24 protein-coding genes are annotated in these 26219 nt (G+C 65.0%); 9 read left to right on the top strand and 15 right to left on the bottom strand.

Going from position 1 to position 26219, the window contains the following annotated elements; genetic code table 11:
• The first annotated feature begins 74 nt into the window (after nucleotides 1-74).
• Nucleotides 75-848, top strand: coding sequence for an ABC transporter ATP-binding protein (locus H535_RS0117675; RefSeq protein ID WP_245580369.1), 774 nt, complete (start codon nucleotides 75-77; stop codon nucleotides 846-848).
• Nucleotides 845-2797: an FtsX-like permease family protein gene (locus H535_RS0117670; RefSeq protein WP_211236627.1), complete on the top strand. Its 1953-nt coding sequence runs from the start codon at nucleotides 845-847 to the stop codon at nucleotides 2795-2797. Before H535_RS0117675 ends, H535_RS0117670 begins: the two co-directional genes overlap by 4 nt.
• On the opposite strand, the gene H535_RS0117665 is transcribed toward H535_RS0117670, so the two are convergent.
• The 6 genes from H535_RS0117665 to H535_RS0117640 form a co-directional block, all read right to left on the bottom strand.
• Nucleotides 2784-3986 carry an anhydro-N-acetylmuramic acid kinase gene (locus tag H535_RS0117665; protein WP_026820594.1) on the bottom strand — a complete coding sequence of 401 codons (1203 nt, stop codon included), beginning with the start codon at nucleotides 3984-3986 and terminating at the stop codon, nucleotides 2784-2786. The two genes, H535_RS0117670 and H535_RS0117665, sit on opposite strands and share 14 nt — an antisense overlap.
• Before the next feature lie 5 nt (nucleotides 3987-3991).
• Nucleotides 3992-5476, bottom strand: a complete 1485-nt coding sequence (locus H535_RS26380) for a glycoside hydrolase family 3 protein (protein ID WP_035770082.1) — start codon at nucleotides 5474-5476, stop codon at nucleotides 3992-3994.
• The gene (locus tag H535_RS0117655; protein WP_081416781.1) at nucleotides 5473-6378 is read right to left on the bottom strand and encodes a carbohydrate ABC transporter permease; all 906 of its coding nucleotides are present in this window, start codon (nucleotides 6376-6378) and stop codon (nucleotides 5473-5475) included. Before H535_RS0117655 ends, H535_RS26380 begins: the two co-directional genes overlap by 4 nt.
• The gene (locus H535_RS0117650; RefSeq protein WP_051299494.1) at nucleotides 6375-7283 is read right to left on the bottom strand and encodes a carbohydrate ABC transporter permease; all 909 of its coding nucleotides are present in this window, start codon (nucleotides 7281-7283) and stop codon (nucleotides 6375-6377) included. The genes H535_RS0117655 and H535_RS0117650 overlap by 4 nt, the downstream gene beginning before the upstream one ends.
• Nucleotides 7284-7335: 52 nt before the next feature.
• Nucleotides 7336-8649: a sugar ABC transporter substrate-binding protein gene (locus H535_RS0117645; protein WP_026820591.1), complete on the bottom strand. Its 1314-nt coding sequence runs from the start codon at nucleotides 8647-8649 to the stop codon at nucleotides 7336-7338.
• A 142-nt stretch (nucleotides 8650-8791) separates the two neighbouring features.
• A complete protein-coding gene (locus H535_RS0117640) occupies nucleotides 8792-9952 on the bottom strand; it encodes a MalY/PatB family protein (RefSeq protein ID WP_026820590.1) in 1161 nt (386 codons plus the stop codon).
• Between the two features lie 289 nt (nucleotides 9953-10241).
• Between H535_RS0117640 and H535_RS27970 the strand changes: the two genes are divergently transcribed.
• The 4 genes from H535_RS27970 (at nucleotide 10242) to H535_RS0117620 (ending at nucleotide 15850) form a co-directional block, all read left to right on the top strand.
• A complete protein-coding gene (locus H535_RS27970) occupies nucleotides 10242-11408 on the top strand; it encodes a thermonuclease family protein (RefSeq protein WP_081416780.1) in 1167 nt (388 codons plus the stop codon).
• Nucleotides 11409-11660: 252 nt separating this feature from the next.
• Nucleotides 11661-12434, top strand: a complete 774-nt coding sequence (locus H535_RS0117630) for a LamB/YcsF family protein (protein ID WP_035770081.1) — start codon at nucleotides 11661-11663, stop codon at nucleotides 12432-12434.
• A gap of 3 nt (nucleotides 12435-12437) precedes the next feature.
• Nucleotides 12438-14105: a 5-oxoprolinase subunit B/C family protein gene (locus H535_RS0117625; RefSeq protein WP_026820588.1), complete on the top strand. Its 1668-nt coding sequence runs from the start codon at nucleotides 12438-12440 to the stop codon at nucleotides 14103-14105.
• A gap of 2 nt (nucleotides 14106-14107) precedes the next feature.
• Nucleotides 14108-15850, top strand: a complete 1743-nt coding sequence (locus tag H535_RS0117620; RefSeq protein WP_026820587.1) for an acetyl/propionyl/methylcrotonyl-CoA carboxylase subunit alpha — start codon at nucleotides 14108-14110, stop codon at nucleotides 15848-15850.
• 10 nt (nucleotides 15851-15860) lie between these two features.
• On the opposite strand, the gene H535_RS0117615 is transcribed toward H535_RS0117620, so the two are convergent.
• From H535_RS0117615 to H535_RS0117605, 3 genes are read right to left on the bottom strand one after another with little or no spacing between them, the layout of a single operon-like run.
• A complete protein-coding gene (locus H535_RS0117615; protein ID WP_026820586.1) occupies nucleotides 15861-16625 on the bottom strand; it encodes an energy-coupling factor transporter transmembrane component T family protein in 765 nt (254 codons plus the stop codon).
• Nucleotide 16626: 1 nt separating this feature from the next.
• On the bottom strand, nucleotides 16627-18423 hold the full coding sequence (locus tag H535_RS0117610) for an ABC transporter ATP-binding protein (protein WP_026820585.1): 1797 nt from the start codon (nucleotides 18421-18423) through the stop codon (nucleotides 16627-16629).
• Complete coding sequence (locus H535_RS0117605; protein WP_026820584.1) at nucleotides 18420-19067, bottom strand: DUF8171 family membrane protein; 648 nt, start codon at nucleotides 19065-19067, stop codon at nucleotides 18420-18422. The genes H535_RS0117610 and H535_RS0117605 overlap by 4 nt, the downstream gene beginning before the upstream one ends.
• A 312-nt stretch (nucleotides 19068-19379) precedes the next feature.
• On the opposite strand from H535_RS0117605, the gene H535_RS0117600 reads away from it, so the two are divergent.
• A complete protein-coding gene (locus H535_RS0117600; RefSeq protein WP_026820583.1) occupies nucleotides 19380-20324 on the top strand; it encodes an NAD-dependent epimerase/dehydratase family protein in 945 nt (314 codons plus the stop codon).
• Nucleotides 20325-20522: 198 nt separating this feature from the next.
• On the opposite strand, the gene H535_RS29690 is transcribed toward H535_RS0117600, so the two are convergent.
• On the bottom strand, nucleotides 20523-20714 hold the full coding sequence (locus tag H535_RS29690) for a hypothetical protein (protein WP_026820582.1): 192 nt from the start codon (nucleotides 20712-20714) through the stop codon (nucleotides 20523-20525).
• 451 nt (nucleotides 20715-21165) lie between these two features.
• Between H535_RS29690 and H535_RS0117590 the strand changes: the two genes are divergently transcribed.
• Together H535_RS0117590 and H535_RS0117585 are read left to right on the top strand one after the other, a co-directional pair.
• Nucleotides 21166-21753 (top strand): hypothetical protein, encoded by a 588-nt coding sequence (locus tag H535_RS0117590; RefSeq protein ID WP_026820581.1) that lies wholly within the window; start codon nucleotides 21166-21168, stop codon nucleotides 21751-21753.
• A gap of 46 nt (nucleotides 21754-21799) precedes the next feature.
• On the top strand, nucleotides 21800-22240 hold the full coding sequence (locus H535_RS0117585) for a VOC family protein (RefSeq protein WP_026820580.1): 441 nt from the start codon (nucleotides 21800-21802) through the stop codon (nucleotides 22238-22240).
• Between the two features lie 65 nt (nucleotides 22241-22305).
• Here H535_RS0117585 and H535_RS26370 read toward each other — a convergent pair whose 3' ends face one another.
• The 5 genes from H535_RS26370 to H535_RS0117560 all read right to left on the bottom strand — a co-directional run bounded on the left by H535_RS26370 (nucleotide 22306) and on the right by H535_RS0117560 (nucleotide 26128).
• A complete protein-coding gene (locus H535_RS26370; RefSeq protein ID WP_051299486.1) occupies nucleotides 22306-22530 on the bottom strand; it encodes a hypothetical protein in 225 nt (74 codons plus the stop codon).
• Nucleotides 22531-22627: 97 nt separating this feature from the next.
• The gene (locus H535_RS26365) at nucleotides 22628-23134 is read right to left on the bottom strand and encodes an SET domain-containing protein (RefSeq protein WP_035770080.1); all 507 of its coding nucleotides are present in this window, start codon (nucleotides 23132-23134) and stop codon (nucleotides 22628-22630) included.
• A gap of 33 nt (nucleotides 23135-23167) precedes the next feature.
• Entirely contained in the window at nucleotides 23168-23953 is a 786-nt protein-coding gene (locus H535_RS0117570) for a putative hydro-lyase (protein ID WP_026820579.1), read from the bottom strand.
• Nucleotides 23954-23963: 10 nt separating this feature from the next.
• Nucleotides 23964-25235: an NRAMP family divalent metal transporter gene (locus H535_RS0117565; protein ID WP_081416779.1), complete on the bottom strand. Its 1272-nt coding sequence runs from the start codon at nucleotides 25233-25235 to the stop codon at nucleotides 23964-23966.
• 47 nt (nucleotides 25236-25282) lie between these two features.
• Nucleotides 25283-26128, bottom strand: a complete 846-nt coding sequence (locus H535_RS0117560) for a PhzF family phenazine biosynthesis protein (protein WP_026820577.1) — start codon at nucleotides 26126-26128, stop codon at nucleotides 25283-25285.
• Between the last annotated feature and the right edge of the window lie 91 nt (nucleotides 26129-26219).

The raw sequence follows: 26219 nt of genomic DNA, 5'->3' as shown, positions 1-26219 counted from the left end.
CCACTGGCGTAGGGGCTCAGGACTATACGGCAGGGTGATGTGCGGGCTGTATGCCTGCTCCTACCGTAATGCGCATGATGAACACAGATCTACGGGCCGAGCCTGCGGCAACGGCCACTGAGAACCTCCCCGCTGTCGAACTGCGCGGCGTGAGGCGAACATACGGAAAGCACGGTACCGCGGTAAATGCGCTCGACGGCGTCAGCACCCGTTTCCCGGACGCGGGGTGGACGGCGGTCATGGGCCCATCCGGCTCCGGGAAGTCGACCCTGCTGCACGCCGCGGCAGGGTTGGAATCAGTCACCAGCGGTGAGGTGCTGCTCGCGGGCACCGACATCACCGCAGCCTCGGATGAGGAGCTCACGTCCCTGCGCAGGGACACCATTGGCTTCGTATTCCAGAACTTCAACCTGATCGGCTCGCTGACCGCCGAGCAGAATGTGGCCCTGCCGCTGCGGCTCGGCGGCCAGCGCGTATCCACGCGGGACGCCAGAGACGTGCTGGCGAGTGTGGGCCTCGCCGACCGGTCCAGGCACCGGCCCCGCGAACTCTCCGGCGGCCAGCGCCAGCGTGTCGCCATCGCGCGGGCGATGATCACGCGCCCGGCGGTGCTCTTCGCCGACGAACCGACGGGAGCGCTCGACTCCTCGTCGGCAAAGAGCGTGCTCGCCCTGCTCCGCGACATGGTCGACACGTCCGGGCAGAGCATCGTCATGGTCACCCATGACCCGGCGGCCGCGGCGTGGGCAGATTCCGTGCTGTTCCTCTCCGATGGCCGGATCGTCGACCATGCCCACAGCCCGACGGCGCCAGGAGTCGCCGAACGTCTCGCGGCACTGGAGGTATGAGGGCAATGCTCCGGCTTTCGGCAAGTACGTTCCGCGAACAGTGGCAACTGTTCCTCGGCTCGATCCTCACGGTGGCCATTGGCGTGGCTCTCGTGCAATCGTCGCTGCTCATCCTCGTCACGGCGGCAACGTTGGAGGCGCCTGCTGGACTTTCCACCCTGGAACGCGCGCAGCTGATGGACAGCTACGCCCTGGCGATCCCCGTAGTCGGTATCACGCTCGCGCTGGCGCTGTTCCTGACCATTTTCATAGTCAGCTCGACCTTCGCCTTCACCGTCGCCCAGCGCAGGCGGGATCTGGCGCTGCTCCGGCTCACAGGCGGCAACCGGAAGCAGTTACGCAAGCTGCTGCTGGGCGAGGCGGCACTGCTCGGACTGGTTGGCACCGCGCTCGGGGTTCCGCTGGGCCTGGCACTGATGCGGTTGCAGTCGCAACTGCTCGTTATGTTCGGTTTCCTCCCGGCCGGGTTCCGCCCGGGATGGCAGCACTGGATCTTCGCGGTGTCCGTTGGCATCGGTCTCGGCGTGGCGCTCGCGGGTGTGCTGGCCGCATCGCGCCGGGCCGGGCGGGTACGGCCGCTGGACGCCCTCCGCGGCACCGGCGACGAGGCGCGGGTGATGACAGCGTCACGTTGGTTCGTCGGGATGGTCTTCCTGGCGGTGGCCGTGGCGTTGATCATCGTTGCCCAGTCGGTGGATCCATCGGGCGCGATGCCACTGATGATGCTCGTCACGCTCGCGGCCGCGGTCGGACTCTCCACGCTGAGCCCGCTTGTCGTCCCGGTCTTTGGCCGGGTACTCGGATTGCTCTTTCGTAAGCACACGATCGGCACCCTGGCCGCGGCGAACGTGCGCGACGGCGTCCGGCGGAACGCGGCAACGGCTGCGCCACTGATCATGCTCGTCGGACTCCTTGTGGGTCTGCTCGGCACTTCGTTCTCGAGCACGGCGGCATCCGAACAGACGCTGCACCGCGATACAGCGGCCGACCTCGTCGTCACCTCCCCGGCGGATGAGGCGCACCGCATCCCGGGAGTCCAAGCCGTTGCCAACGCGTCAGTAGAGGTCGACGTGCCGCTCGTCATGACGAACGTCGAGCACGAAGAGGACGCGCTCGGCGGAGCAATGGAGTCCGGGAACGCTCGGGTCGTGGACCCGGACGACTACCTGCGGGCGCACCGTGTGCAGCCGGTAGCGGGTTCACTGGAGCAGTTGCACGGACAAGCTGTTGCCTTGGGGCCCGGGCGTTCCGGAGAGCTCGGGTACTCAATCGGCGACACCGTCCACCTGAAGATCGGGGACCGACAACTGCAACTGCCGATCGTCGCGGTGCTGCCCACGACGCCGTACGGCGGCCCTGACCTGTTGTTGCCGAAAGGAATTGCGCCGGAGTCCGTGCTTCCGTCGGCGACGGCGCAGACATTCGTCTCGACGGTTCAGGGGGCTGACCCCGCCGCGGTTGGCGACAACATCCGGACGGCGGTTCCCGGCACGGTCGATAGCGTCGACGCATGGGTGCAGCAACAAGCCGCTGCGGAGCAGGACACCCAGTTGCGCATCTTCACCGTGCTCCTCGGGATGGCGAGTCTGTACGCCCTCTTCGCAGCAATCAACGCTGTGGTGGTCATTACCGCCGCCGATCGACGATCCGAGTTCGCCGCGGCCCGGTTGAGCGGGCTCACCAGAAGACAGGTGGTGCGGATGGCGGTGCTGGAGTCTGAAACGGTCACCGCAATCGGGATCCTGCTGGGCGGCGTCGCTGCCACCGGGACAATCCTCGGGATGCGCGGGGCGCTGGAACGCATGAGCGGCGTCGGCGTCGTGGAACTTCCGTGGCTGGCCATCGGTGCCCTGGTGGCAGGCGCATTCCTCGTCGTCGGCCTCACCAGCCTGTGGACTGCCCGGTCGGCAACCCGGATGAGCCCGATTTCATTGGTCAGCGATGAATGAGGTTCACGGTCAGCCGGCGGAACGGCGGCAACGGTTCAGGGAGCTTAAGCCCGACGGCGGCAGGAACCAGTTGCCCCAGCATCACCGGCCTGCGCGCTCCGGTGATGTCCGGCAGCGTCGATGCGATCCCGTGCCAGCTGTGGAAGCCGATCAGTGCGAAGAGATAGTTTTCCTTCGCGTCCGGATCCAGCCCGTGGTGGGCGCTGACCGTAAGCTCCACACCATGGGCGCCGGTCCGGCGCTTCAGCGATTCCATCAGGGACGGATTATGCACGCCTCCCCCGGATGCGATCACGGACACCGGCGCCGCCGGCCGCCCGCTCAGCGACTCCGCCAGGGTGGCAGCGGTGAATTCGGTCAGCGTCGCAACCACGTCGGCCAGTTCCAGTCCCTGGTAACCCTCCGCACGGATCGCTTCCTCCACGAAGTCCAGCGTGAAGGTTTCGCGTCCGGTCGATTTCGGGGGCTCCTGTTCAAGGTAGGGGTGTGCCATCAACCGCTCGAGCAGCGCCTCATCCACCGTCCCGGCAGCGGCGAGCGCACCATCCCGATCATACCCGAGCCGGCCGCCGGTGCGCGCATTGGTGACGGCGTCGATCAGGCAGTTGCCGGGCCCGGTGTCCCAGGCGGTGACCCGGCCGCCGGGTTCGACCATTGAGACGTTGGCGATTCCGCCGAGATTCACGGTGGCCACGGCGGCCTCCCGCGCGTCGGCCGCAGTCTGTAGCCACAGCCGGTCGAAGATCCCCATCAGTGGGGCGCCCTGCCCGCCGGCCGCGATGTCGGCGGCGCGCAGGTTGGCCAGCACCGGGGCACCTGTCGCTTCGGCGATCCACGCCGGTTCGCCGAGCTGCAGGGTTCCGGCCGCCACTCCCCCGTCGACCCAGTGATGGACCGTCTGCCCGTGCGAGACGACCAGGTCCACGCCCCCGGCCCCGTGCCCCATGGCGGCGGCTCCGAACTGCCGCCCCAGCAGTGCGTTGAGTTCGTTGACTTCGGCCATGGTGACCGGTTTCGGGGTCATCGCCCGCAGGATCCGCGCCCGGAGCGGTTCGGGCCATTCAACCGTTGCGAAAGACACCGGCGTGAGGACCAGCGCGGTCCGGTCGCCGTCGTCGACGGCAATATCGACGACGGCGACATCGATCCCGTCGGCCGATGTTCCCGATTGCACTGACATGATGCGCATGGCTCTCAGCGGTCCTGCACCAGTCGGCGGGCCAGCGCTTCGCCCGTTGATCGGGACAGCCCGCAGGTATGGATCATCGGCCACCGGGGCTGCGTGGATGGCACCATCCCGGCGTTGATACAGATGCTCTGCGGCAGCTTCGCGTGGATCCGATCAGCTGTGGCGAACTGCGTTCCGCCTGGTTCGAGGTTGTCGGCCAGCACCAGCACGCTGTCCTCCGCCCCCAGTTCCAACTCCGCAATGGTGGACTCCACGGCGGCCGGATCAGTCACGGGTCGGGCTGTGACAGCCACCTTCTGCGCCAAAGCTGTACTGACGACGTCGGCGGTCTTCCCGGCAGCCACGTTGCGGCCTGTGCGTATGTCGAGGATGCAGACCGGCCCGGTCACCGTGCCCCGGCCGCGGATGGCGCGGCCTTGGATGGTCCGACCCGTGACCTCGACCCAGTCCACGGCTGGGGCCCATGGCTCCGGTTCCTGCCGTGTCCATTCGACGAACCGGCCGATCCGCTCCGCCGAAGCTTCCAGCCGGGCGGGCGGAATATCGCCGGCCTCCACGGCCTGCAGCAGGGCATCGCGCACCTGGAGGTACTCAGACTCGTCGCTTCCCGGCGCTGTCGAGTGGTTGGCGGGGTTGCCCACGCACAGCACATCGGCCCCGGCCTGCACCGCCATCACCGCACCGGGGCCCGAGCCGACGGTGGCGCGGATGGCCGCCATATCCAGCGCATCGGTGATCAGCAGCCCCTCGAATCCGAGTTCCCGGAGCAGCGCCCCGGCGTCGGGATTCAGGGTGGCCGGCTGCCGCCCCAGTTCGTCGATCACGATGTGGGCGCTCATCACCGCCTGCACTCCGGAATCGACGGCCGCTTGAAACGGAGGCAGGTGGTGTTCGGCCACCTCCTCCAGCGACCGTGACAGCCGCGGCAAGTCGAGGTGCGAGTCGGTGCTGGTGTCGCCGTGGCCGGGAAAGTGCTTCGCGCAGGCACCCACCCGCCGCGACTGGATGCCTTCGGCCATGGCCTGTACGTGCCGGGACACGAGCGGCGTGTCGGAACCGAAGGAACGCACGCCGATCACCGGGTTGAGCGGGTTTGTGTTGACATCGGCCACCGGCGCCAGCGCCATATTGATGCCGGCCTTCCGGGCCAGCTCCCCGAGGGTTCGACCGGCCTCGCGGGTGATGCCGACGTCGTCAAGCGTCCCCAGTGCCAGGGCGGAGGGCACGGTCGAACCGGCTGCCGCCTCCAGCCGGGATACGCTGCCGCCCTCCTCGTCGACGGCGATGACGGCATCCGGATTGGCCGCTCGGATGGATGCCGACAGTGCTGGCAGCTGGTGAGGGTCATCGGCGTCGACATTTGGCGCGAAATAGACGATGCCGGCCAGCCCGTTGGTCAGCGCGGTGTCCAGCCAACCGGGCAGGGTGGTGCCATGGAATCCCGGCAGTACCAGGGCGTTGACCAGCCGGACCAGGCCCGGGTCGCTCATCCCTTCACCGCCCCGGAGACCAGGCCGCTGCTGAGTTTGCCCTGCACGGCGACGAAGAAGATCATCACCGGGATAGTGATGAGGGTGGAGGCGGCCATGATGTAGCCCCACTGGTTCGAATACTGGCCGAAGAACTGCTGCAGGCCCACGGCCACCGTGTACTTTTCCGGGTCGTTCATGAAGGTCAGCGCGAAGATGAATTCGTTCCACGCGGTGATGAAGGCGAACACGCTGGTGGCCACCAACCCCGGCGCCACCAGCGGGAAGAGCACCGAGCGGAACATCCGCCACCAGCTGGCGCCGTCGATATAGGCCGCCTCTTCCAGTTCCTCGGGAACCGCGGCGACAAAACCGCGGAGCATCCAGATCGCGAACGGCAGCGAAAACGCCACGTAGACCACCACGAGCCCGAGCAGGCTGTTGAGCATCTGCAGGTTCCTCACCTGGACGAACAGCGGGATGACCAGTGCCTCGAGCGGAACCATTTGGATAATCAGCACCATCATCAGGATGCTGGTGCGGAATTTGAACTTGAAACGGGCGACGGCGACAGAGGCAAACAGCGCCAGCGCACCTGATGCGGCTACAGTGAGCAGCGCGACGATGACGGAGTTCAGCAGGTACCGTGCGAAGCCGCCCTCGGCGAGGACATACGTGAAGTTTTCCAGGGTGAACTCGACCGGAATCAGCGACGCTGAGGCGCTGGAGGCCCGCGCATCGAAGGCGCCGGAAATCATCCACAGGGTCGGGAACAGCGTGAAAATCAGCAAGGCCGCCACCGCCACGCTCTTGCCGAACAGGATCCATTTGGCGCGCCGGCTCCGGGGCCGCCGGGCCGGAATCCGTGCCCGGGTCGCATCTGCCGGGACACCGGGGGCTGCGGGGGCTGCGGGAGCGCTCATTTCTCCTCCTTGAACAGTGTCCGCACGTACACCACGCTGACCACCAGCAGCATCACGGTCAGCAGCACAGCAATCGCGGACCCAAACCCGTACCGGTTCTGTGCAAACGACTCGACGTACGACCAGACGCCCAGGTTCAACACCGATCTGTTGGAACCGGACCCACCGGGCATCAGGTAAATCTGTGCGAAGACCTTGAAGTCCCAGATGGTGGACAGGATCACCACCACCGCGAAGACGGGTTTCAACGTTGGGAAGATGATCTGAAAGAAGCGGCGGATGGCGCCCGCGCCATCGACAGTTGCCGCTTCGATCATCTCCTTGGACACTCCCAACAGTCCCGCCAGCACCGTAACCGCGACGAAGGGAAATCCGTGATGGATGATGTTCAGCACCACAATGGCGTAGAAAGACCAGCGGTCCGTGAACCAGTTGTGCGGTTCGTCCAGGATCCCGGCGCCCAGCAGCAAGGTGTTGACCAGACCGGTGTTGGCGTCGAACAGCCAGATCCACACATAGGTCCCGGTCACCGCCGGCATAGCCCAGGCCACCATGATGCAGCTGCTGACAATCGCCCGCCACATCCGGTTCAGCGACGCCAGCAGCAGGGCGACGAGTGTACCGAAGACCACGGTCCCGCCAACGGCGACAATGGCGAAGCCGATGGTGTTGGGCAGCACGATCTGCCACAGCATCGGTTCGCTGAAGATCTCTGCGTAGTTGTCGAACCCGATGTAGTTGGACTCGCCGCTGACGATCTGGCGCAGTCCGTACTCCTGCAGCGAGAACAGGAAGACCCGCACCAGCGGCCACAGCAGCAGCGCCGGTGCCAGCAACAGCCAGGGCCGGGTGGCTCTGAGTCTGAGTTTCCGCCGTCGTCGTGAAGGCGTTGGGTCACCGGCCACGCGCCGGTTTGACCCGCGCGTGACCGGTGAGGTGGTTGAACTGCTCAATGGCCTACTTACTGTTCAGGATTTCTTCGATCTCCGCAGCCGCATCCGACGTCGCCTGCTTGACGGTCTTGTCGCCGGCAAGGATCGACTGGAGCATGGCGGGAATCGTCTTCTTTCCCTGTACGGCTCCGAACTTCGGCGTCACCGGAACCGTTGTGCCGGCTTCCACCATCTGAGTGGCGAAGGGCTTGACCATTGGATCATCGGAATTAATCGACTTCTCCAGCAGGGATTCCGTGCCCGGGAAGTAATTCGTCTCCTCGGCCCACTGAGCTGCCAGATCCGTCGTCGTCAACATCTTGACGAACTCCCAGGCCAACTCCGGGTTGTCCGCACTGTTGAAGACGCTCAAGTGCGACCCGCCGAGGAACGACGGGCTATAGCCGCCGTCGGGTCCGGGAATCGGGAACGCGCCCAGCTTGCCTTCGAGATCCGGGTTCTTCTCAATCAGCGTCGGAGCGGCCCACGAGCCGAGGATGGCCATCGGCAGCTTGCCCTTGGCGAAGTTGTCCAGCACGTCCGTGGCATCCCAGGTGGTCGCCGCCGCCGAGGATAGACCGTGCTCCAAGGCTAGATCGGTGTAGAACTCGATACCCTGCCGCGCTTCCGGGGACGTCAGTCCCGAGACCCACTTGCCGTCCTGCTGGGTGGCGAGCTTGCCGCCGGTGCCCCAGATGAACGGGTACGCCGCGTACTGCGAACCGCCGGGGACCGCCCACGGGATCAAGTCCGGCTTCTCCTGCTTGATCGTCTGCGCGGTCTTGAGCAGCTCATCCCACGACTGCGGCTCATCCAGGTTCAGTTCCTTGAACACATCGGTTCGGTAAATCACGGACCGCACACCGGCGTACCACGGCATACCGTAGAGGCTGCCATCAACTGTGCCGGCTTCCACCAGGCCGTCGACCAGATCTTCCTTGATCCCGGCAGCCTTCACTTGCTCGTCGAGCGGTGCCAGCGCACCGGCCTGGGCGAACTCCGCCGTCCACGTCGTGCCCGTTTCGGCCACGTCAGGTGTGGTGCCGCCGGCAATCGAGGTGACGAAACGGTCATGCGCCTCGCCCCACTGGACGAACTGCACGTCGAGCTTCGCACCCGTCTTTTCCTTGAACTTCTGTCCTGCCTTCTTAAAGAAAGCATCCGCGTTGGGATTGGTCCCTTCCATGATCCAAACGCTGAGTGTTTCCCCTTCGCCGCTTTTGCCGTTGCCGCCGCTGCCACCATTACCGCCGTCGTCGCCGCTCCCGCCGCTTCCGCAGGCGGTCAGCCCGAGGGCGGTAACCGCCGCAATCGCCAGGGAGGTCCTGAATTTCCTCATCGAACTGGCCCTTCACTCTTGGAGTTGGCCGTGACTGGAGTCACAGCCCACACACGAAATTAGTGTTCTCCATCACATAAGTCAATGAAATTTTATTACATCTGGGTGAAGATGGCGCTGGGCCGACGGCGGCTAACTGCGCTTAGCGATTGGACACCGCTTGGCCCATCTTCTTGATTGCCTTGGTCAAAACTGGTTTCGGCATCGCGAAATTGAACCGCACGAATCCCGTGCCGGCATCTCCGCAGTCTGCCCCGTCCGTACATGCGACACCGGCCTCGTTCAGGAAAAACTGCTGCGGGCTCTCGCCAATCTCGAGGGCACGACAATCGAGCCATGCCAGGTATGTGCCGTCCGGTTGCGTGCAGGAAACGCCGGGCAGGTGTTCGGCGATGAGATCGCTGAGGAGTTTTCGATTCGAATCCAGGTACGCCAGGACGTCCGAGAGCCATTGGTGGCCGGCCGCGTAGGCAGCGGTGTTGGCGACGACGCCGAGGTTGCTCGCGCCGTGTTCGGCCATGAAGCCAACATCCGCCCACACTTTCGCGTCGTCGTCGTTGGTCAGGATCAGCTGTGCGCACTTCAGCCCTGGAAGGTTCCAGGCTTTCGACGCCGAGGTGGCGGTGATGGTGTGTGCCGCGGCGGCGGCTGACACCGATGCGTAGGGAATATGGCTTGAACCCGGGTAGATGAGCGGAGCGTGGATCTCGTCCGAGAACACCCGGGCGTTGTGCCTATCGACAATGTCGGCCACAGCCCGCATTTCATCCCGCCTGTAAACCTTGCCGATCGGGTTGTGGGGGTTGCAGAAGACGAGTAAACCTCCCCGGCCCGAAAGCGCTTCGTCGATGCCATCGAGGTCGAGGGCCCAGTTTTCGCCGTCGGACAGCATGGGAACCTGGATGATTTCGCGATCCAGGGTTCTCGGCAGCCACAGGAACGGCATGTAGGCCGGCGTCGGGAGGACAACGGCTGAGCCGGGCTCCGAAAAGTATTCGATAGCAACCTCGAGGCCCTTCAACACATCAGGCAGCGGCCGGATGTTGGCAGGCTCCACCTTCCACGCGTACGAATCCTGCAGATACCGAGACGTCGCCTCGGACAGCGCGCCATCGACTGCATCCGGCATATAGCCAAACAACGACTCGGCGACGGCGGTCTCCACGGCACTTGTCACCGCCGGTGCCGTGCCGAAGTCCATCTCGGCGACGAATGCGGGTATCGCGCCTGGATACGTTGACCATTTCTTGCTCCCGCGGGCGCGCAACGACTCTTCGGTAATGGCGTCGAACTGGACAGTCATGACCTCTCCTCCGGTTCCCTGTTTCCGTTCACTGTATCGAGACGGCCTTGCACACGGTCCCGTACCCCGAAACGGATCTCCTCTCCTACCGCGAGGTGCATCCCCCTCTCCTACCGCGAGATAGCACCTCCGCCTCGAGATAGCCCCTTGCAACGGGCTACCTGGCGGCCAAATAGCTACCTCGGAGGGAGGCCAAAAGCCGGCCGCGGCTCCCGCACCCTTTGAACCTGATCGAAGAAGGTTCAGGCTAAACTGGTTCTATTCACTCGATCATTTGCTGGGGGCAACAATGACCAAGGCAGTTAGTGCCGCGCGCCGTCGCGGGTTCGGCACATCCTGGAAAACCGGACTCGTCGTCCTATTGACGGCGGCACTCGTGGGTTGTGGCAACTCGGCGGGAGCCGAAACGGGAAGTGTCGTCCGGATCATCGATGGCGACACTCTCGTCATCAACATCGATTCCGAGAATGAAACCGTACGGCTGCTGAACGTCGACACTCCGGAAACGAAGCACCCGGATAAGCCGGTCGAATGCCTGGGCACGGAAGCGACCGATTTCCTCCGCGATATGCTCCCACCCGGCACCCAGGTCGGGCTCGATTACGACGAGGAACGAACTGATCAGTACGGGCGCACCCTCGCCGCTGTCTTCACATCTGATAAAACCTTGGTGAACGCGGAAATCGCGGAGCAGGGCCTCGGGGTCGCGGTCCTCTTTGAACCCAACGACAAGTACTACAGTCCTGTCCGCGCAGCCCAGGATCAGGCAAAGAAGCAGGAGCACGGACTCTACGACTCAGCAACGGGATGCTCCGTTCCCGCCGAAGTGGATCAAACCCTGCAATCTCTTGCAGACGCCATCGCCGCACCGGCGGGGTCAACGGCAGATTCAGCCGCCGCAACGGCTGCGACCTTGGTGGCGGCGATCACGGCGGCGGAATCCCTTGAAGAAGCGTTTGAGGCGGGCAAGGACACCACCCGCTGGCTCGCCGCTACCGGCGCAAAGACCACCGGGTTCACGAGCAAGCTCGGCGCAAAGATTTCCGCCGGCAAAGACCGGCTCCAGAAGGTCGAAGCCAAGGCGGACAAGCTGAAGAAGTCCGAGGCGAAGGAAGCAGCCGAAAAGAAGGCCGAAGCCCGCCAACAAGCAGCCGCCAAGGCCGAACGGGAGCGGAAAGCTGCCGAGGAACGGGCTGCCCGGAAGGCTGCCGAGCAGGCTGCCGCGGCGGAACGGGATCGTTTGAGAAACCTTCAACCCGCCCCGGCGCCACAGCCGCCTGCCGCTCCGGCACCGGCGCCCGCTGCGCCCAGGCCCGCACCGCCCAAGCCCGCTCCGAAGCCGGCTCCCGAACCTGCGCCCACGCCCAAGCCCGCTCCCGAGCCGGCCAATCCATATCCGGGATACACCGGACCGCGTTGCTACGACCCCGGCGGCGTGACCTGGCAGCCGTGCTAGCAGACCCGAATTCTGCAGTACACCCCTGCGTTTCAGATCGGTCCGCGACGCCGAGAGAGCGCCTCCGCCGCCAGGTAGCCCCTTGCAACGGGCTACCTGGCGGCTAAGTAGCTATCTCGGCGGGAGCCCGAGGGCAACGCCACCGGGCCGCGCTGTGACCCACGCCCGCGTCGCGCCAGGGCGGCTATTGAACCGCCCGCGTACGGTGGGGCATTGTGGACAGTGACAACGCGATAGAGATGAGGGATCGTCATGGCTGAAACCGGTGCCATCAGTATTGATCTGAACAGCGACGTCGGCGAGTCATTCGGCCGCTGGGAGCTCGGCGACGACGCCGCCATCTTTGAGTCTGTCTCCAGCGCCAATGTGGCGTGCGGATTCCACGCCGGAGACCCCGCCTGGATCAGCGCTACCTGCCGCGCGGCCGCAGCGGCGTCAGTCACCATCGGAGCCCACCCGGCTTACCGCGACCTGCAGGGGTTCGGCCGCCGCTTCATGGACGTCGCCCCCAGCGAGTTGGCCGACGACGTCGTCTACCAGATCGGCGCTCTGCAGGCCCTCGCCGCCCGGGCCGGTACGGCGGTGAAGTACGTGAAACCGCACGGTGCCCTGTACAACACCATCGTCCATCACGAGCAGCACGCCCAGGCCGTCGTCGACGCCGTCAAGGACGTCGATCCGTCGCTGCCGCTGATGGTGCTGCCCAACTCGGCGGTGCTGAAGCTCGCGGACCAGGCCGGGCTGCGCACCGTCCAGGAGGCTTTCGCCGACCGCGCCTACAACCCCGACGGAACCCTGGTCTCCCGGCGGGAGTCCGGCGCGGTGCTGCACAACACCGAGGACGTCGTCGAACACGTGCTGCGCGTGGCGACCGAGTCGAAGATCAAGACCACGGACGGCACCGTGATCGACGTCGACGCGGACAGCATTTGCCTGCACGGCGATTCCCCCGGAGCCGTCGAGATGTCGGCGGCCGTCAGGGACGCCCTGCGCGAGGCCGGAATCACCATCGCCTCGTTCGCCTGAACGGTGCAGATTCGGGGCATCCGGCCGGTCGGCACCCATGCCGTCATGATCGAGCTGGGCAGCATGGACGACGTATTGTCGCTGAAGTCCCACCTGTCCGAACATCCGCTGCCCGGCCAGGTCGACGTGCTCGCTGCCGCCGAAACCGTACTGGTCACCGCCGATTCGCCGGCCGCCATCCGGACTATCGCCGCCGAAGTTCCGCGGCTCGATCTGTCCGGCCCGGCCGATCTTGACGACACCCTGCGCGAGATCGAGACGGTCTACGACGGCGAAGACCTGGACGATGTGGCGGAGCTGACCGGCTTGAGCCGTGATGCAGTGATCGAGGCACACACGGGCCGGCCATGGATCGCCGCCTTTGGTGGTTTCGCCCCCGGATTCGCCTACCTGGCCGACGGCGACGAGCGGCTGGAGGTGCCGAGGCGCGCAAGTCCGCGGACCGAGGTGCCTCCCGGTTCGGTGGGCCTGGCCGGCAAGTTCTCCGCCGTGTATCCGCGCCGCTCCCCGGGAGGATGGCAGCTGATAGGCCGCACCGCCGCCAGAATGTGGGACCTGGACCGCAAGGACCCGGCATTGGTGGCACCGGGCAACAGGGTGCAGTTCAAGGCAGTCCGCGAACTGATCGATGTCCAAGGAACTGCACCCGGCTCCCAGCACGCCGAAGCCGGCCCGGAGGACGCTGAAACCGGGGCATCCACCGGCCCCGAGGACCGCGGCGAACCCGGCGAACCCCGAGAGCCTGCCGGATCGGGAGTATCCGTCGTCTCCCCCGGTGCGCAGAGCCTGATCCAGGACCTGGGACGGTTCGGCTATGCGGATCTGGGCGTCTCGGAGGCAGGAGCGCTCGACGCACCGGCGATGACCGCTGCCAACCGGCTGGCCGGCAACCGCCCGAACGACGCCGTCGTCGAAACCGCGATGGGCGGACTGACCATCAAAGCGCACGGCGACCAGGTAGTGGCCGTCACGGGCGCCTCATCCTCGCTGACCATCAAGGGCACGGCCAACACGCGAAGCGCACCCTTGGAGACGCCCTTCGCGCTGCTCGACGGCGAACAACTCACCATTGGCCCGGCACGGCGGGGGCTGCGCAACTACGTGGCCATCCGCGGCGGCATCGACGTGCCCGAGGTGCTGGGCAGCCGGGCCACCGACACCATGTCCGGGCTCGGCCCCGAACCGCTCGCTGCGGGATCGTTCATCCCGGTGGCCGAAGCACCGCCGACCAGCGTCGTCGCCCACCCGGGTCCGGCGGCGGATGAGCCCTCGGCAGACGAAGGTCCTGTCACCGTGGACATTGTTCCGGGGCCCCGCGACGACTGGTTCGACCAGGCCGCCTTCGAATCATTGTGCAATCAGGACTGGGGAGTGACGCCAAAGTCCAACCGGGTGGGACTTCGCCTCGACGGCACACCGCTGGAACGTGCCGCATCCGGCGAACTGCCCAGCGAAGGAACCGTGGCAGGCAGTATCCAGATGCCGCCGTCGGGCCTTCCAGTGCTGTTCCTGGCCGACCATCCGGTGACAGGCGGATACCCGGTGATCGCGGTGGTGACCCATAGGGACCTGGGCAAGGTGGCGCAGATACCTCCGGGCGGAACCATCCGGTTCCGGGTGGCCGAGGCGCCGGTTGGGCTCGGCAACGACGAAGCGGGAGAGACGGGATGACAATGCGAAAAGTGCTGATCGCCAACCGCGGCGAAATCGCCGTGCGGGTCGAACGCGCATGCCTGGACGCGGGCATCGAGTCGGTGGCGGTGTACGCGGACGACGACGCCGACGCTCTTCACGTCTCGCTGGCCGATGAAGCCTACGCGCTGGAGGGATCGACGCCGGCCGAAACCTACCTCAACCAAGCCAAGATCCTCGACATCTCGAAGCGATCCGGTGCCGACGCCGTGCATCCGGGCTACGGTTTCCTGTCCGAGAACGCGGACTTCGCGCAGGCGGTGCTCGACGCCGGCCTGACCTGGATCGGCCCCTCGCCTGAGACGATCCGGGCCTTGGGCGACAAAGTCACCGCCCGGCGCATCGCCTTGGAAGCCGAGGCGCCAATGGCCGCGGGTAGCGATGGTCCGGTCGAATCGGCTGAAGAGATCCGGCAGTTCGCTGAGGACCACGGATTCCCCCTGGTGCTCAAGGCGGCCCACGGCGGAGGCGGCCGGGGCATGCGGGTCATCCGGGACTCCGCAGAGGTTGAAGAGGCCTTCGATTCCGTGGTCCGGGAAGCGGAGTCCGCGTTCGGCCGCGGAGAGTGCTTCCTGGAACAGTTCCTGGATAATCCGCGCCATGTCGAGGCCCAGGTGATCGCCGACACCCACGGGAACGTCATCGTCGCCGGAACCCGGGACTGCTCCCTGCAACGCCGGCATCAAAAGCTGGTCGAGGAAGCCCCGGCGCCCTTCCTCACCGACAAACAGCGCAGCATGATCCACGCATCGGCCCGGGCCATCTGCCGCCAGGCGGACTACCACGGCGCCGGAACGGTCGAATTCCTGCTCGGCGGCGACGGAACCGTTAGCTTCCTCGAAGTCAACACCCGGCTGCAGGTGGAGCACCCCGTCACGGAAGAAACCTCCGGCGTCGACCTGGTGCTGGCCCAGTTCCGCATTGCCGACGGCGGTGCCCTCGACATCGCCGAGGACCCCGAGCCCTCCGGCCACGCGCTCGAGTTCCGGATCAACGCCGAGGACGTCGGCCGCGGATTCCTCCCCTCCCCCGGCAGGGTCGAGTCCTTCGCCGCGCCCACCGGACCGGGGATCCGGGTGGACACCGGCGTTCGGTCCGGAGGCACCATCGCCGGCCAGTTCGACTCCATGCTGGCCAAGCTCATTGTCACCGGCTCCGACCGGCCGCAGGCCATCCGCCGTGCCCGCCGCGCGCTGGCCGAACTGGAAGTGACAGGACTTCCCACCGTGATCCCGTTCCACCGCGCGGTGCTGGAGGAGCCTGCGTTCACCAGCGAAGAGGGGCTGGGCGTTCACACCAACTGGATCGAAACCGAGTTCGCCGAACGAATCCCCGCCGATCCCTCCTACAACCCGGTGGGTGCCTCCGGCGGGCGGCAGACCTTTAATGTGGACATCGACGGGCGGCGGGTGAGCCTGGGCCTGCCGGCCGGGCTGCTCGCCAGCATCGGCACCGGGACCGGAGCCGGAGCCGGAACGGCCTCAGTTGGAAGCGGCCCCGATGAAGAAGACACCGCCGAACTGCGCTCCCCGATGGCCGGGTCCCTGGTGAAGTGGCTGGTGAAGTCCGGAGACGAAGTCTCCGAAGGAGATCCCGTCGTCGTACTTGAGGCCATGAAGATGGAGTCCACCATTGCCGCCCACCGCTCCGGCACCATCGGCGAACTCGGGCAGCAGCCCGGCGACAAGATCGATGCCGACGCCGTGCTGACCGTCATCGAATAAGCGGCCGCCCCTACAGCCCCAATACAGCCGGAGCGAACCGCACCAGTGCAGCCACGGCAAGCCCGCCGACGCCGGCCACCAGCAGCGCGACGTCGGCCACGCCAACCGCTCCCAGCGTGGTGGCGGGCCGGTGGGTGAAGGAGAAACCGCGCAGCTGCAGCGTCGACATCATGGTCCCGGCCCGCCGCGCCATGATGATGACCGCGGGGACAAACAGCTTTGCCATGTTCGTGATGCTCTCGATGGGCCTGCGAATGGTCAGTTCGATGCCCTTGAGTTTCATCGCGTCGATGGTGCGGAAAATGTCCGACATGCTGGCGTACATCAGCAGGAACGAGTAGCCGACCAGGAAGCACAGCGGTTCCGGAATCTTCAGACCGCGCATGCCGTCAGTGATCTTGTCCGGCGACATCGTGGACAGCAACGCCATGCTCAAAAACAGCGCGGCCGACCATGCCAGCCCCAGCCGCAGCCCGAACGTCAGGTCGCCGTCGAACGGCGTGAAGTCATCCGCCAGCAGCTCCTGCCCCAGCGGAATGGCGACCAGTCCGATGAAGTTGGGCAGCTGCAGCAGCCACAGGATGAGCAGCACCAGCGGAGGGACCCGCGCGGCGATGCTCAGCGCGAGCCCGAGGACGCTGGCGGCGAGCATCCACTGCCAGTTCGGGGCGGTGTAGAGGAAAATGATGACGACGGCGAACAGCAGCAGCTTGATCCGCGGGTCGCGGCGATGCAGGAAACTGTTCTTCTCCGTGTACAGCAGGGGAACCCGCATCTCACACCTCCTGTTTGACGGGATAAAGCTGCGTGGCCAGTTCGGCCACCGTGATCGCGTCCACGCCGAAGGGCGCGGCGACCTGTGCCGCGCGCGGCGGGCGCAGCGACGTTTTCGCCAGCGCTTCCGCTCCCCTGGCGCCGAACACGTCATGGGGGCTGCCTGAAGCAACCACTCGTCCGAGGTCGAGCAGGGTGACCCTGTCTGCGGTTTCGGCCACCAGGTCCAGGTCATGTTCAACAATGACGACGGCGGTGCCCCGGTCACGGAGCTGGTGCAGCAGCCGGCGCAGTGCGGCGCGGGCCGGAGCATCCAGCGACACCCGGGGTTCGTCGAGGATCAAGACGGCCGGATCGAGCACCAGTGCGCCGGCAATGGCCACCAGCTTGCGGTGGCCGCGGGACAGGTGGGTCGGGTCCTGGTCCATCAGCTCCGGCGGGAGGCCCACCAGTTCCACCGCCCGGTCGACGGCGTCGGAGATCTGCTCGTCGGAGATGACAACCTCGCGCTTGAACCACCCCGCGCGGCGCTTCCGGCGCCGGTGCAGCGCGTCGCCGATTTCCTGGCGCACGGTGCGTTCGGTGATCTGCTCGTCCGGGTTCTGCAAGGCGGTGCCCACGCTTCGGGCCAGCTCGGCCGGCGAACACTCCCGCGTGTCCTGCCCGTCCATCACCACGGTTCCCGAGGAGGGACGGACCAGCCCGCAGAGCATCCGCAGCAAGGTGGACTTGCCTGCCCCGTTGCCGCCCACGATTGCGTGGACCTCGCCCCGGGCCACCTGCAGCGCCACGTCCTGCACCGCCGTCGTGCCATCCTTGTAGGCGAACGACACACCGTCGATGGCGACGGCCTTCGGACGGTCGCCTGGTTCAGCGGGGCGAGTGCCGGATTCGGCCGGACGGTCAACCGGCTCCGGGGCTTGTACCCCCGGTGCAGGTTCCATCGATTCCGGGCCGGCCGCCGTCGCGGGATCCAATGCTGCCGGCGGCTGGACCGCTGAGGTCAGCTCTTCGATCGTGAGCGGGTTATCGGGCAGCCCGGCAGCCTGGGCGACCTGCACGACGACGGGTGGTTCAACCTGCGCATCGTCGAGTGCGGCCAGGTCGCGCAACAGCTCGCCGGCCGGGCCCAACGCACTGACCTCGCCCTCGCGGAGCATCAGCAGCTGGTCGGCAACGCCAACCAGCAGGTCGATGTCCTGCTCCACCACCACGAGGGTCATCCGGTGTGAGAGCTGGCTGACCAGCGAACGGATTTCTTCCTTACCGTCCGGGTCCAGCAGCCCGGTGATGTTGTCCAGGATCAGCACCTGCGGGTTGGCCGCCAGCGCCGCGGCAATGGCGACGCGCTGTTGCTGGCCGCCGGAGAGCTCCCAGGTGCGCTTGTGCTCCAGGTCGAGCCCGGCCAGCCCAAGTTCGCCGAGCAGCCGTCGCGCTTCCGCCTCCGCCTGCTTCACCGGCACATCGTGGTTGAGCATCGGGGCCATCACTTCGGAGAGCATGGTGATCTGGGTCAGCTGGGACGCGTAGTCTTCGAACACCAGGCCGATTCGCTGCGCCACCTCAGACACCGGCGCCTGGCGCGGGTCGAGGTCCACGACCTCAAGGTCACCGCCGGATTCGCCGCCGGTGGTGCGCGGCACCAGGCCGGCCAGCGACATGCACAGGGTTGTTTTCCCGGCACCCATCGGGCCGACGACACCGAGCACCTCCCCTGCGTTCAGCTGCAGGTCGACGTCGGCCAGTGCGGGATAGTCGGTTTCCGGGTAGGTCAGTTCAAGCGACTGGGCTGTAATCATGACTTGGCTTCACTCTTCGACGGCGTTTCGGTGGAAGCGGTGCGCCGGCTTGATGCCTGCGGGCGTTGCGGCGTAAAGCCCAGCAGCCGTTCGACCCTGCCGTGCAGGGCTCGCACCAGCGGGATGGTGATGATGGCGCCGAGGATGATGCCGTGGGTGATGGTGTTGCCGAGGGCACTGAAGAGGGCAACGCTCAGGCCTTCTTCGCCAAAGACCAGGAAGGCGGATGCTTCAATCACGGCCTGGACCAGTGCTCCGACCAGGCAGGCCATCGCGACGCGGCCCCACTTCAGCGGTTGCCCGTTGACGATCAGCCCGGCGATGGCGAAGCCGATGAAATAGCCGGCGAAGCCGAAGACGTCGTCGACCTCGTAGCCTTCAATGATGTCGCCGATGGATTCGCCGACGGCGGCACCCAGCGGGATAGCCAGGGTCGGCAGGCCCTTGGGCAGCAGGGCAAGGAACATGAACGGAATGAAGAATGGCTTGAAGTCAATGTCTACGGGGATCTCGGGGATGCGTTCGAAGATCAGCAATCCGAAGAAGAAGAGCACGGCAACCAGTGCGGCCACCACCATGGCTCTGGGAGCAGAAGCGCGGGTGTCGGTCTGTTGCGTGGGCGCGGTTTTCTTGTTGGCGGTCATGGAACCCTCACATGGTGAACGGAAAGGTGCTGCTGGGGTATCGCTTCGATGGGGAACGATGGCGGATTTATTCAACGCCTGCCATCGACAGTAGGTACGCGGAATTAACCGCCGGTCAGCCGAAGGTGAATAGAAAATGAACTTTGCGGCCCCCGCTATTGCACATTGCCTCAGGCCACGATATGGGGGCCTGTCGCAGCAGAGCCGCACGCCTTTGCGCAGACATCCCGCGCCGCCGCGCGGCCTGTCCCGGCAATGGTTCCGTAGTGTTGCTTTCATCCCTGATGTCGGTTGGTCTCAAGGAGGAAGCGCGTGCGGGCGATTGTTTTGGGCGGGACGGGAGCTATCGGAGGAGCGACGGCGGCACATCTGGCAGCAGCTGGATGGTCTGTCGAGGTGACCGGACGGGATCCGGATGCGATGCCGCCCGAATTAGCCAGCGCCGGCGTCTGCTTTCACCCGATTGACCGGAACGACGTGAAGGCCATCCAACATTTGGTCGGCGATGGGGCGGAGTTGCTCGTGGACCTGGTGGCGTACCGTGGCGCTGATGTACGTGCACTAGTTCCGGCCATGAGATACGTGTCAAGTCCGGTTCTCATCTCAAGCAGGGCCGTCTATGTCGATCCCGTTGGCCGCCATGTCAACGGTGATGCTCCACCGCGGTTTCCGGGCCCGATTGCCGAAAGCGCACCGACGCTACCACCCGCCGGGGACGAGGTGGAGCCATTCAGCCGCGAGGGATACGCGCCATCAAAGGTCGCGGCCGAACGAGTAGCGCTGGATAGCGGGTTGCCGGTCACCGTGATCCGCCCGTCCAAGGTTCATGGACGCTGGGCGCGCAACCCTCGTACCCGCGACCTGGTCGAATCGATGCTCCGTGGTGACGAGCGGATTGAGCTGGCGGAGCATGGTGGTTCAATTGACCATCTCACAGCGGCGGCGAATACTGCAGCGCTCATCGCAACGGTTGCCAAGCTGCCAGGGGCGAGGATTCTCAACAGCGCGGATCCCGATACTCCAGCTGCCGAACAGATCGTTGAGAGGATCGGCACACGGCTGGGCTGGACCGGAACACTCGATCTCCTCGACGACATGTCCGACCCAGAGCGGGGACGACACCCGTGGCTGGCGCCACATCCGATCGTGCTCGATACGGGAGCATCCGCCCGGCTCGGATACGACCCAGTTGGCACCGGTTTGGACCTGCTCTCTGAAGAGATCGATTGGGCGGCCACGGAATATCGCGCCAGGTAGCCGATCTGATTACTGGGACGAGGCAATCGCGCTATGGTTGGGCCCGTGGTAGGAGCTGAAACATTGTTGCTGCGGTGATGGGAAACCTATGTCAGTTGATCGATATGAAGATGTCCCTGCTGAAACGCCGTTCAAGCTGGGGTTGCATCATGTCCAACTCGCGTTACCTCCGGGCGGTGAGGACGATTGCCGAAAATTCTATGTCGACATTCTTGGACTTACTGAAGTGGAGAACCTCCGGTACTTGCCGCTCGAGGCGGCCTTTGGGTTCGAGCCGATAATCTCGAGATCCACCTGGGCGTCGAACAAGATTTCAAGCCGCAGAAGAAAGCTCACCCCGGCATCCTGGTTCAGGACATCGACGCTTTGGCCGCACAGGTTGAGGCACATAGAATGACTCCTGAATGGGACGGAAGCTTTCCAGACATGCGTCGCTTCTATTTGCCGGACAACAACGGCAACCGTCTGGAATTCCTCTCGCCAGAGTCATAAGGCAAGACTCTAAGAAGCGCTTCATCTGATTCGATTCTGCTCTGGCCTATGCGTGACCGGTCTTGTTCCAGCCGCGCCCGAGGGTGATCGGTGCCCGTCCACAAAGTGGAAGCTGGTCCCGTTGGCAGATTCAATCGGCTGGTGTGGGTAGTGCGACATTGTGGGTAGTGCGACATGACGAACACCGGTGTCTGAAACGGTGGTTCGTCGCCCCACCAACCGCGCCAACGGTCGTCGGGCCATTCGCCTGCTTGGGGCCGAACTTACCCATCGCCGATAGGAACCGGTTTACAGATGGCCCCTCGGTGGCTGCTGTCCCAAGGATCGTTGACGGACGTATGGTGAGGTGATGGAGCGCGCGCCCGCGGATCCCGTCTATAGTACTCGTCCACTAACCGGTGACACCTGGAACGACTTCGCCAAGCTAGTGGAGGAGAACAACGGCGTCTGGGGCGGCTGCTGGTGCATGGGTTTCCACCCTGAAGGGGTGGGTAAAGGCCACACCGTTGCGCAGAACCGCGATGCCAAGCACGCACATGTGCGCCGGGGAACGGTCCACCAGATCCTAATCTACGACGGCGTGACGTGCGTGGGGTGGTGCCAATACGGTCCCCCAGCAGAGCTTCCGGGTATTAAGAATCCCGCCGCTTACAACAAGGAACTTAGCGAACTTCCTGACTGGCGGATCGGTTGCATCTTCACCGGCAAGGGCCATCGCCGAAACGGAGTCGCGAGAGCAGCAGTCGCCGCCGTCCTGGCTGCGGTCGGGGAATCTGGTGGCGGTCTCGTCGAGGCCTATCCTGAACAGGCCGAAGGCCGTGAGCTGCAGCGGGGCAGCTACTTCCACACTGGGCCCGAGACCCTGTTCGAGGACTTCGGATTCGTGCGCGACCGCAGAATTGCCAAATGGCGTTGGGTGATGCGTCTCCGGGTGTGATCGTGCTTCCTATTTCCGACCGGCCGCCTGCTGTACGCTCGCAGACATGGCACTTCAGCGGATGGACAACGTGGGCATTGTCGTAGACGATCTGGACGCCGCTGTTGCGTTCTTCGCTGAGCTCGGCATGGAGCTGGAAGGCACAGGGGAAATCGAGGGCCTCTTTGCGGATCAGACCGTCGGACTCGACGGTGTCCGGAGCGACATCGCAATGATGCGCACTCCGGACGGCCACGGCAAGTTGGAGTTGACCAAATACCACAACCCCGCGGTCTCGGGCACCGGACAGGAGGATCCGCCGCCCAACACGCTGGGCCTGCATCGCGTGATGTTCGCGGTCGACGACATCGATGACACCATCTCCCGCCTGCGCGCCCACGGCGCCGAACTCCTCGGCGAGGTGGCGCAGTACGAGTCCATCTTCCGGCTTTGCTACCTTCGCGGCCCTGCCGGCATCATCATCGCCTTGGCTGAACAGATCGGCTGACGAGAGCCCGTGACGGCGATGCCCATTGATCGGTGCAGGTACGGCCCGCCGTGCGCAGAGCAACATCATCGTTGGATGGCATCGCCCGGATCGCGGCCGATGCGCGCCAGCAGCCGTTCGCTGAGCACGACATCATGTGGAGCTCGTTTCAGTTGCAGTGGATCCGCAACGACTCCCTGCTGCCGGAGAACCTCGACCAGATGCCCCCAGTGGGCAGCTTCCATGTCGTCGGACGAACGCCCGTCAAATGGTTCGTCCGGATACGGGCAGTCGCTGAACACCAGCGTCATCGTCGACGTCGACGGACGTCACCAGGCCAGTCACTGAAGGAGCGCCCCCATTTTTACAGCTCGACATGTTCAGGTACCGTCAAAGCGATCCACCACCTCATGCCCTGGCATCGAATTTGGCCTGCAGGTACCAGGAGAAGTAGCCGCGGTAGCGGGCCTGTAGGTCAGAGCGCTGCCAGTCCCGGCCGTGAATGGTGCCGCGGCACATGGCAGTACCGCAAGTGCAGCTCATCTGCCCATCATAGTCATCGAACAGCGCATAGTCCGTGGTCAGCTCTTCACCGGCGCGAATGTCACGCATGGCAATCAGCACGATATTGCCGCCGAAGCCGACGTTCGGCTCACAGGAGTGGTTGAGGAATAGCATCGCCGACTCGTATTCAGCCTTGGTCAGGGCAACCAGATGCAAGCTATCAGCGATTTGGACCTCGGAGTTCGGCAGCGGATCAGGCAGTATGTGAAGCGTCTGCGTGGTCACGATATGACCACCTTTGACGGCCACAACCTCGCCGCCGGCGATCGGTTCGACGGCGTGCAGTCCCCGACCCGCGATGTCGCTCGGACTGCCTTTGCGCGCCTTCGGGTTAATGTATGTTTCCACCATCTGCCGAAGTCTACAGCGACGGATTCTGGCTGCTCACGGCACCAGGTAGTCGCTGTCCTGGGCGTCGGTGATGAGCATGTGCCCGGGTGCATGTGAAATCGCCAATGGCGGTCGGGACTCCATCACAGCAGCCTGAGGGGTGACGCCGCATGCCCAGAAAACCGGCAGCTCGCCCGGTTTGATCCTGACCGGGTCGCCAAAGTCCGGGCGGTCCAGGTCGGCGATTCCCAGCTGCTCCGGATCACCAACGTGCACGGGCGCGCCGTGGACGGCCGGGTACCGGGCGGTGATCCGCACCGCGTCAGCCACCTGGGAGGCAGGCACCGGGCGCATCGACACCACCATCGGCCCGCCCATCGCTCCCGCGCCGGGACAGCGGAGCGAGGTACGGTACATCGGCACGTTGACTCCTTGGTCGAGGTGGGCAATCGGCACCCCGGCCTCCAACAGCGCCCGTTCGAAGGTAAAGCTGCAGCCAATCAGGAAGGAGACAAGGTCCGGCCGCCACCATTGAGTGATGTCCGGCGTTTCGGTCTCCAGCACGCCGTCGACGTATACCCGGTACAGCGGTGCGTCGGTGCGGATGTCCCCACCGGCCAGTAGCGGCCCGGTCGTTTCGCCTGGCTCCAGCACGGCCAACACGGGGCAGGACTTCGGGTTGCGCTGGGCGAACAGCAGGAAGTCGAACGCCTCAGCTTCGGGCAGGATCATCAGGTTCGCCTGGGTGAAGCCGGCGGCGAGGCCCGACGTCGGGCTGATGTGCCCGCCCCTGAACCTGGCCCGAGCTTCGGCGGCCGCTGACGACGTCGTCCCCGACATACCGGCCCTCCTATCCTGTCCACACGTCGGCAATGGACTGCAGAGACAGCCAACCCGCCACCACGGTGATGAGCACTGCCACGATGCCGAAGATAATTATCCACATAGGATGCTTGTAGTCGCCGACGATCCGCTTCTGCCTCGAGGCCACCAGCACCGATCCCAGCGTGAATGGCAGGATCAGGCCATTGAGGGAACCGACAATGACGAGGATCGCCACCGGCTCGCCTACGAAGACGAATACCAGGGTCGAGAATGCGATGAAACCGATGATGTACCGGTTGTTGTTGCCGGCAATGGACGGGTGGAAGGAACGCAGGAACGACACACTGGTGTAGGCCGCGCCGATGATGGAAGTAATGGCGGCAGAGAAGAGCACGACGCCGAAAATCTTGTACCCGACATTGCCGAGCGCGATCTCGAAGACCGACGCAGGCGGATTGTCCGGGTCCAAGGTGTGCCCGGCGGCCACGACACCCAGTACGGCGAGGAACAGGATCACCCGCATCACGCCGGTGGTAATCACGCCGAGGGTTGCCGCTTTGCCGGCGAACTTCACATTCTGGTGTCCCATCACACCGGCGTCGATCAGTCGGTGCGCGCCTGCGAAGGTGATGTAGCCGCCGACGGTGCCGCCAATGAGGGTAATAACCGGCAGCACCAGCGCCGCGTAGTCGTCGGGCACCACGCTGGCGACGGCGGCGTCGAGGAACGGTGGCCGGGCAGTGAACATCACGAAGGCCACCAGGATGATCATCACCCCGCCAAGAATGATCGCCACGGCGTCCATGATTTTCCCGGAGTTCTTCAGGCTGAAGACGATGATCGCCAGGACGCCGGCGATGACGGCACCCCATTTTGGCGATATCCCGAACAGCACTTGCATGCCCAGCCCGGCACCGGCCACGTTGCCGATATTGAAAGCCAGGCCGCCGATGACAATCAGCACGGCAATCACCGAGCCAAGTCCGGGCAGCACCATATTGGCGACATCCTGGCCCCGTTTTTTGGCTGCCACCAGCACGCGCCAGATGTTCATCTGTGCGCCGATATCGATAATGACAGACAGCAGAATCGCGAACGCGAAGTTCCTGCCGAAATCGTTGGTGAAGACAGCGGTTTGTGTCAGGAACCCGGGGCCGATGGCCGATGTCGCCATCAGGAAGATGGCGCCCCACAGCACCCGCTTGTGGGTCCTGCTCATCTTGCCTTCCGGTGCCGGCAGCACCTCTGCATCATCAGGGCCCGGACCGGAGCCAGGATTGGAATGCCGTTTCGCCATGGTCAGCCTCTCAGTCGGAAACCCCTCTCAGTATGGTGCGCATCACATCAGTATTCAACGATCGGCACCGCGTAGCCGGACACCTTCACCTGGGGGTCATCCGGCGAGACGTCGACCGTCAGCTCACTTGGCCTGCCCATGTCTTCGCCCTGGCGGATAGTGATAGTCACCGGCTCGTGGACCAGACCCAGCTCCCGGAAGTATCCACCGAGGGCGGCTGCCGCGGCCCCCGTTGCCGGATCCTCCACCACCCCGCCGACAGGGAACGGGTCGCGGGCGTGCACCACTGCCGGCTCTTCGACCCAGAACAATTGGACAGTCGTCCAGTCCCGCTCCAGCATGAGTTCGCGCAACGCATCGAAGTCGTACGCCAGGTCCGCCAACCGCTCACGGGAACGCACACCAAACATCAAGTGATTATTTCCGGCATACGCGACATGCGGCGGGTGATCGGGATCCAGATCGTCCGCGGCCCAGCCCAGCGCCGCCAGCGCCCGCGCTGTTTCGTCGCCGGAGGCTTCCCTGGTGTGGGTGGGGACGCTGCGCAGGCTGGCCAGCATGCCGCCGTCCAGCCGTTGGGTCTCGACTTCCACTTCTCCGGCGGATGTCTCAAACACAATGCGCCCCGGCCCGTCCGCTTCGGCCATCACGACGGCGGTGGCAATCGTGGCGTGCCCGCAAAAGGCTACTTCACCAACCGGGCTGAAGAACCGCAGCTCATACCGGTGCCGGCCCGTCACGGTGCCCACGAACGCAGATTCAGAGTAGCCGACGTCGGCCGCGATCTGCTGCATCCCGTGATCGCTGATTTCGTCGGCATTAAGCACGACGCCGGCCGGGTTGCCGCCGTCGGGCTGCTGGGTAAAAGTCGCGTAGCGCAGAATGTCCGGCATGCCCATCAGCTCCCGTCGCCGCCGATTGAAGATAGATATAGATATAGGTATTGGCCCACTGTGCACATGATGCGCCATGTCCGTGCGTTTG

Origin of the sequence: Arthrobacter castelli DSM 16402 (assembly GCF_000430705.1) — a bacterium.
GTDB lineage: Bacteria > Actinomycetota > Actinomycetes > Actinomycetales > Micrococcaceae > Arthrobacter_C > Arthrobacter_C castelli.
The sequence above is the reverse complement of the archived record's forward strand: the minus strand, read 5'-3'. Positions and strand labels throughout refer to the sequence as shown.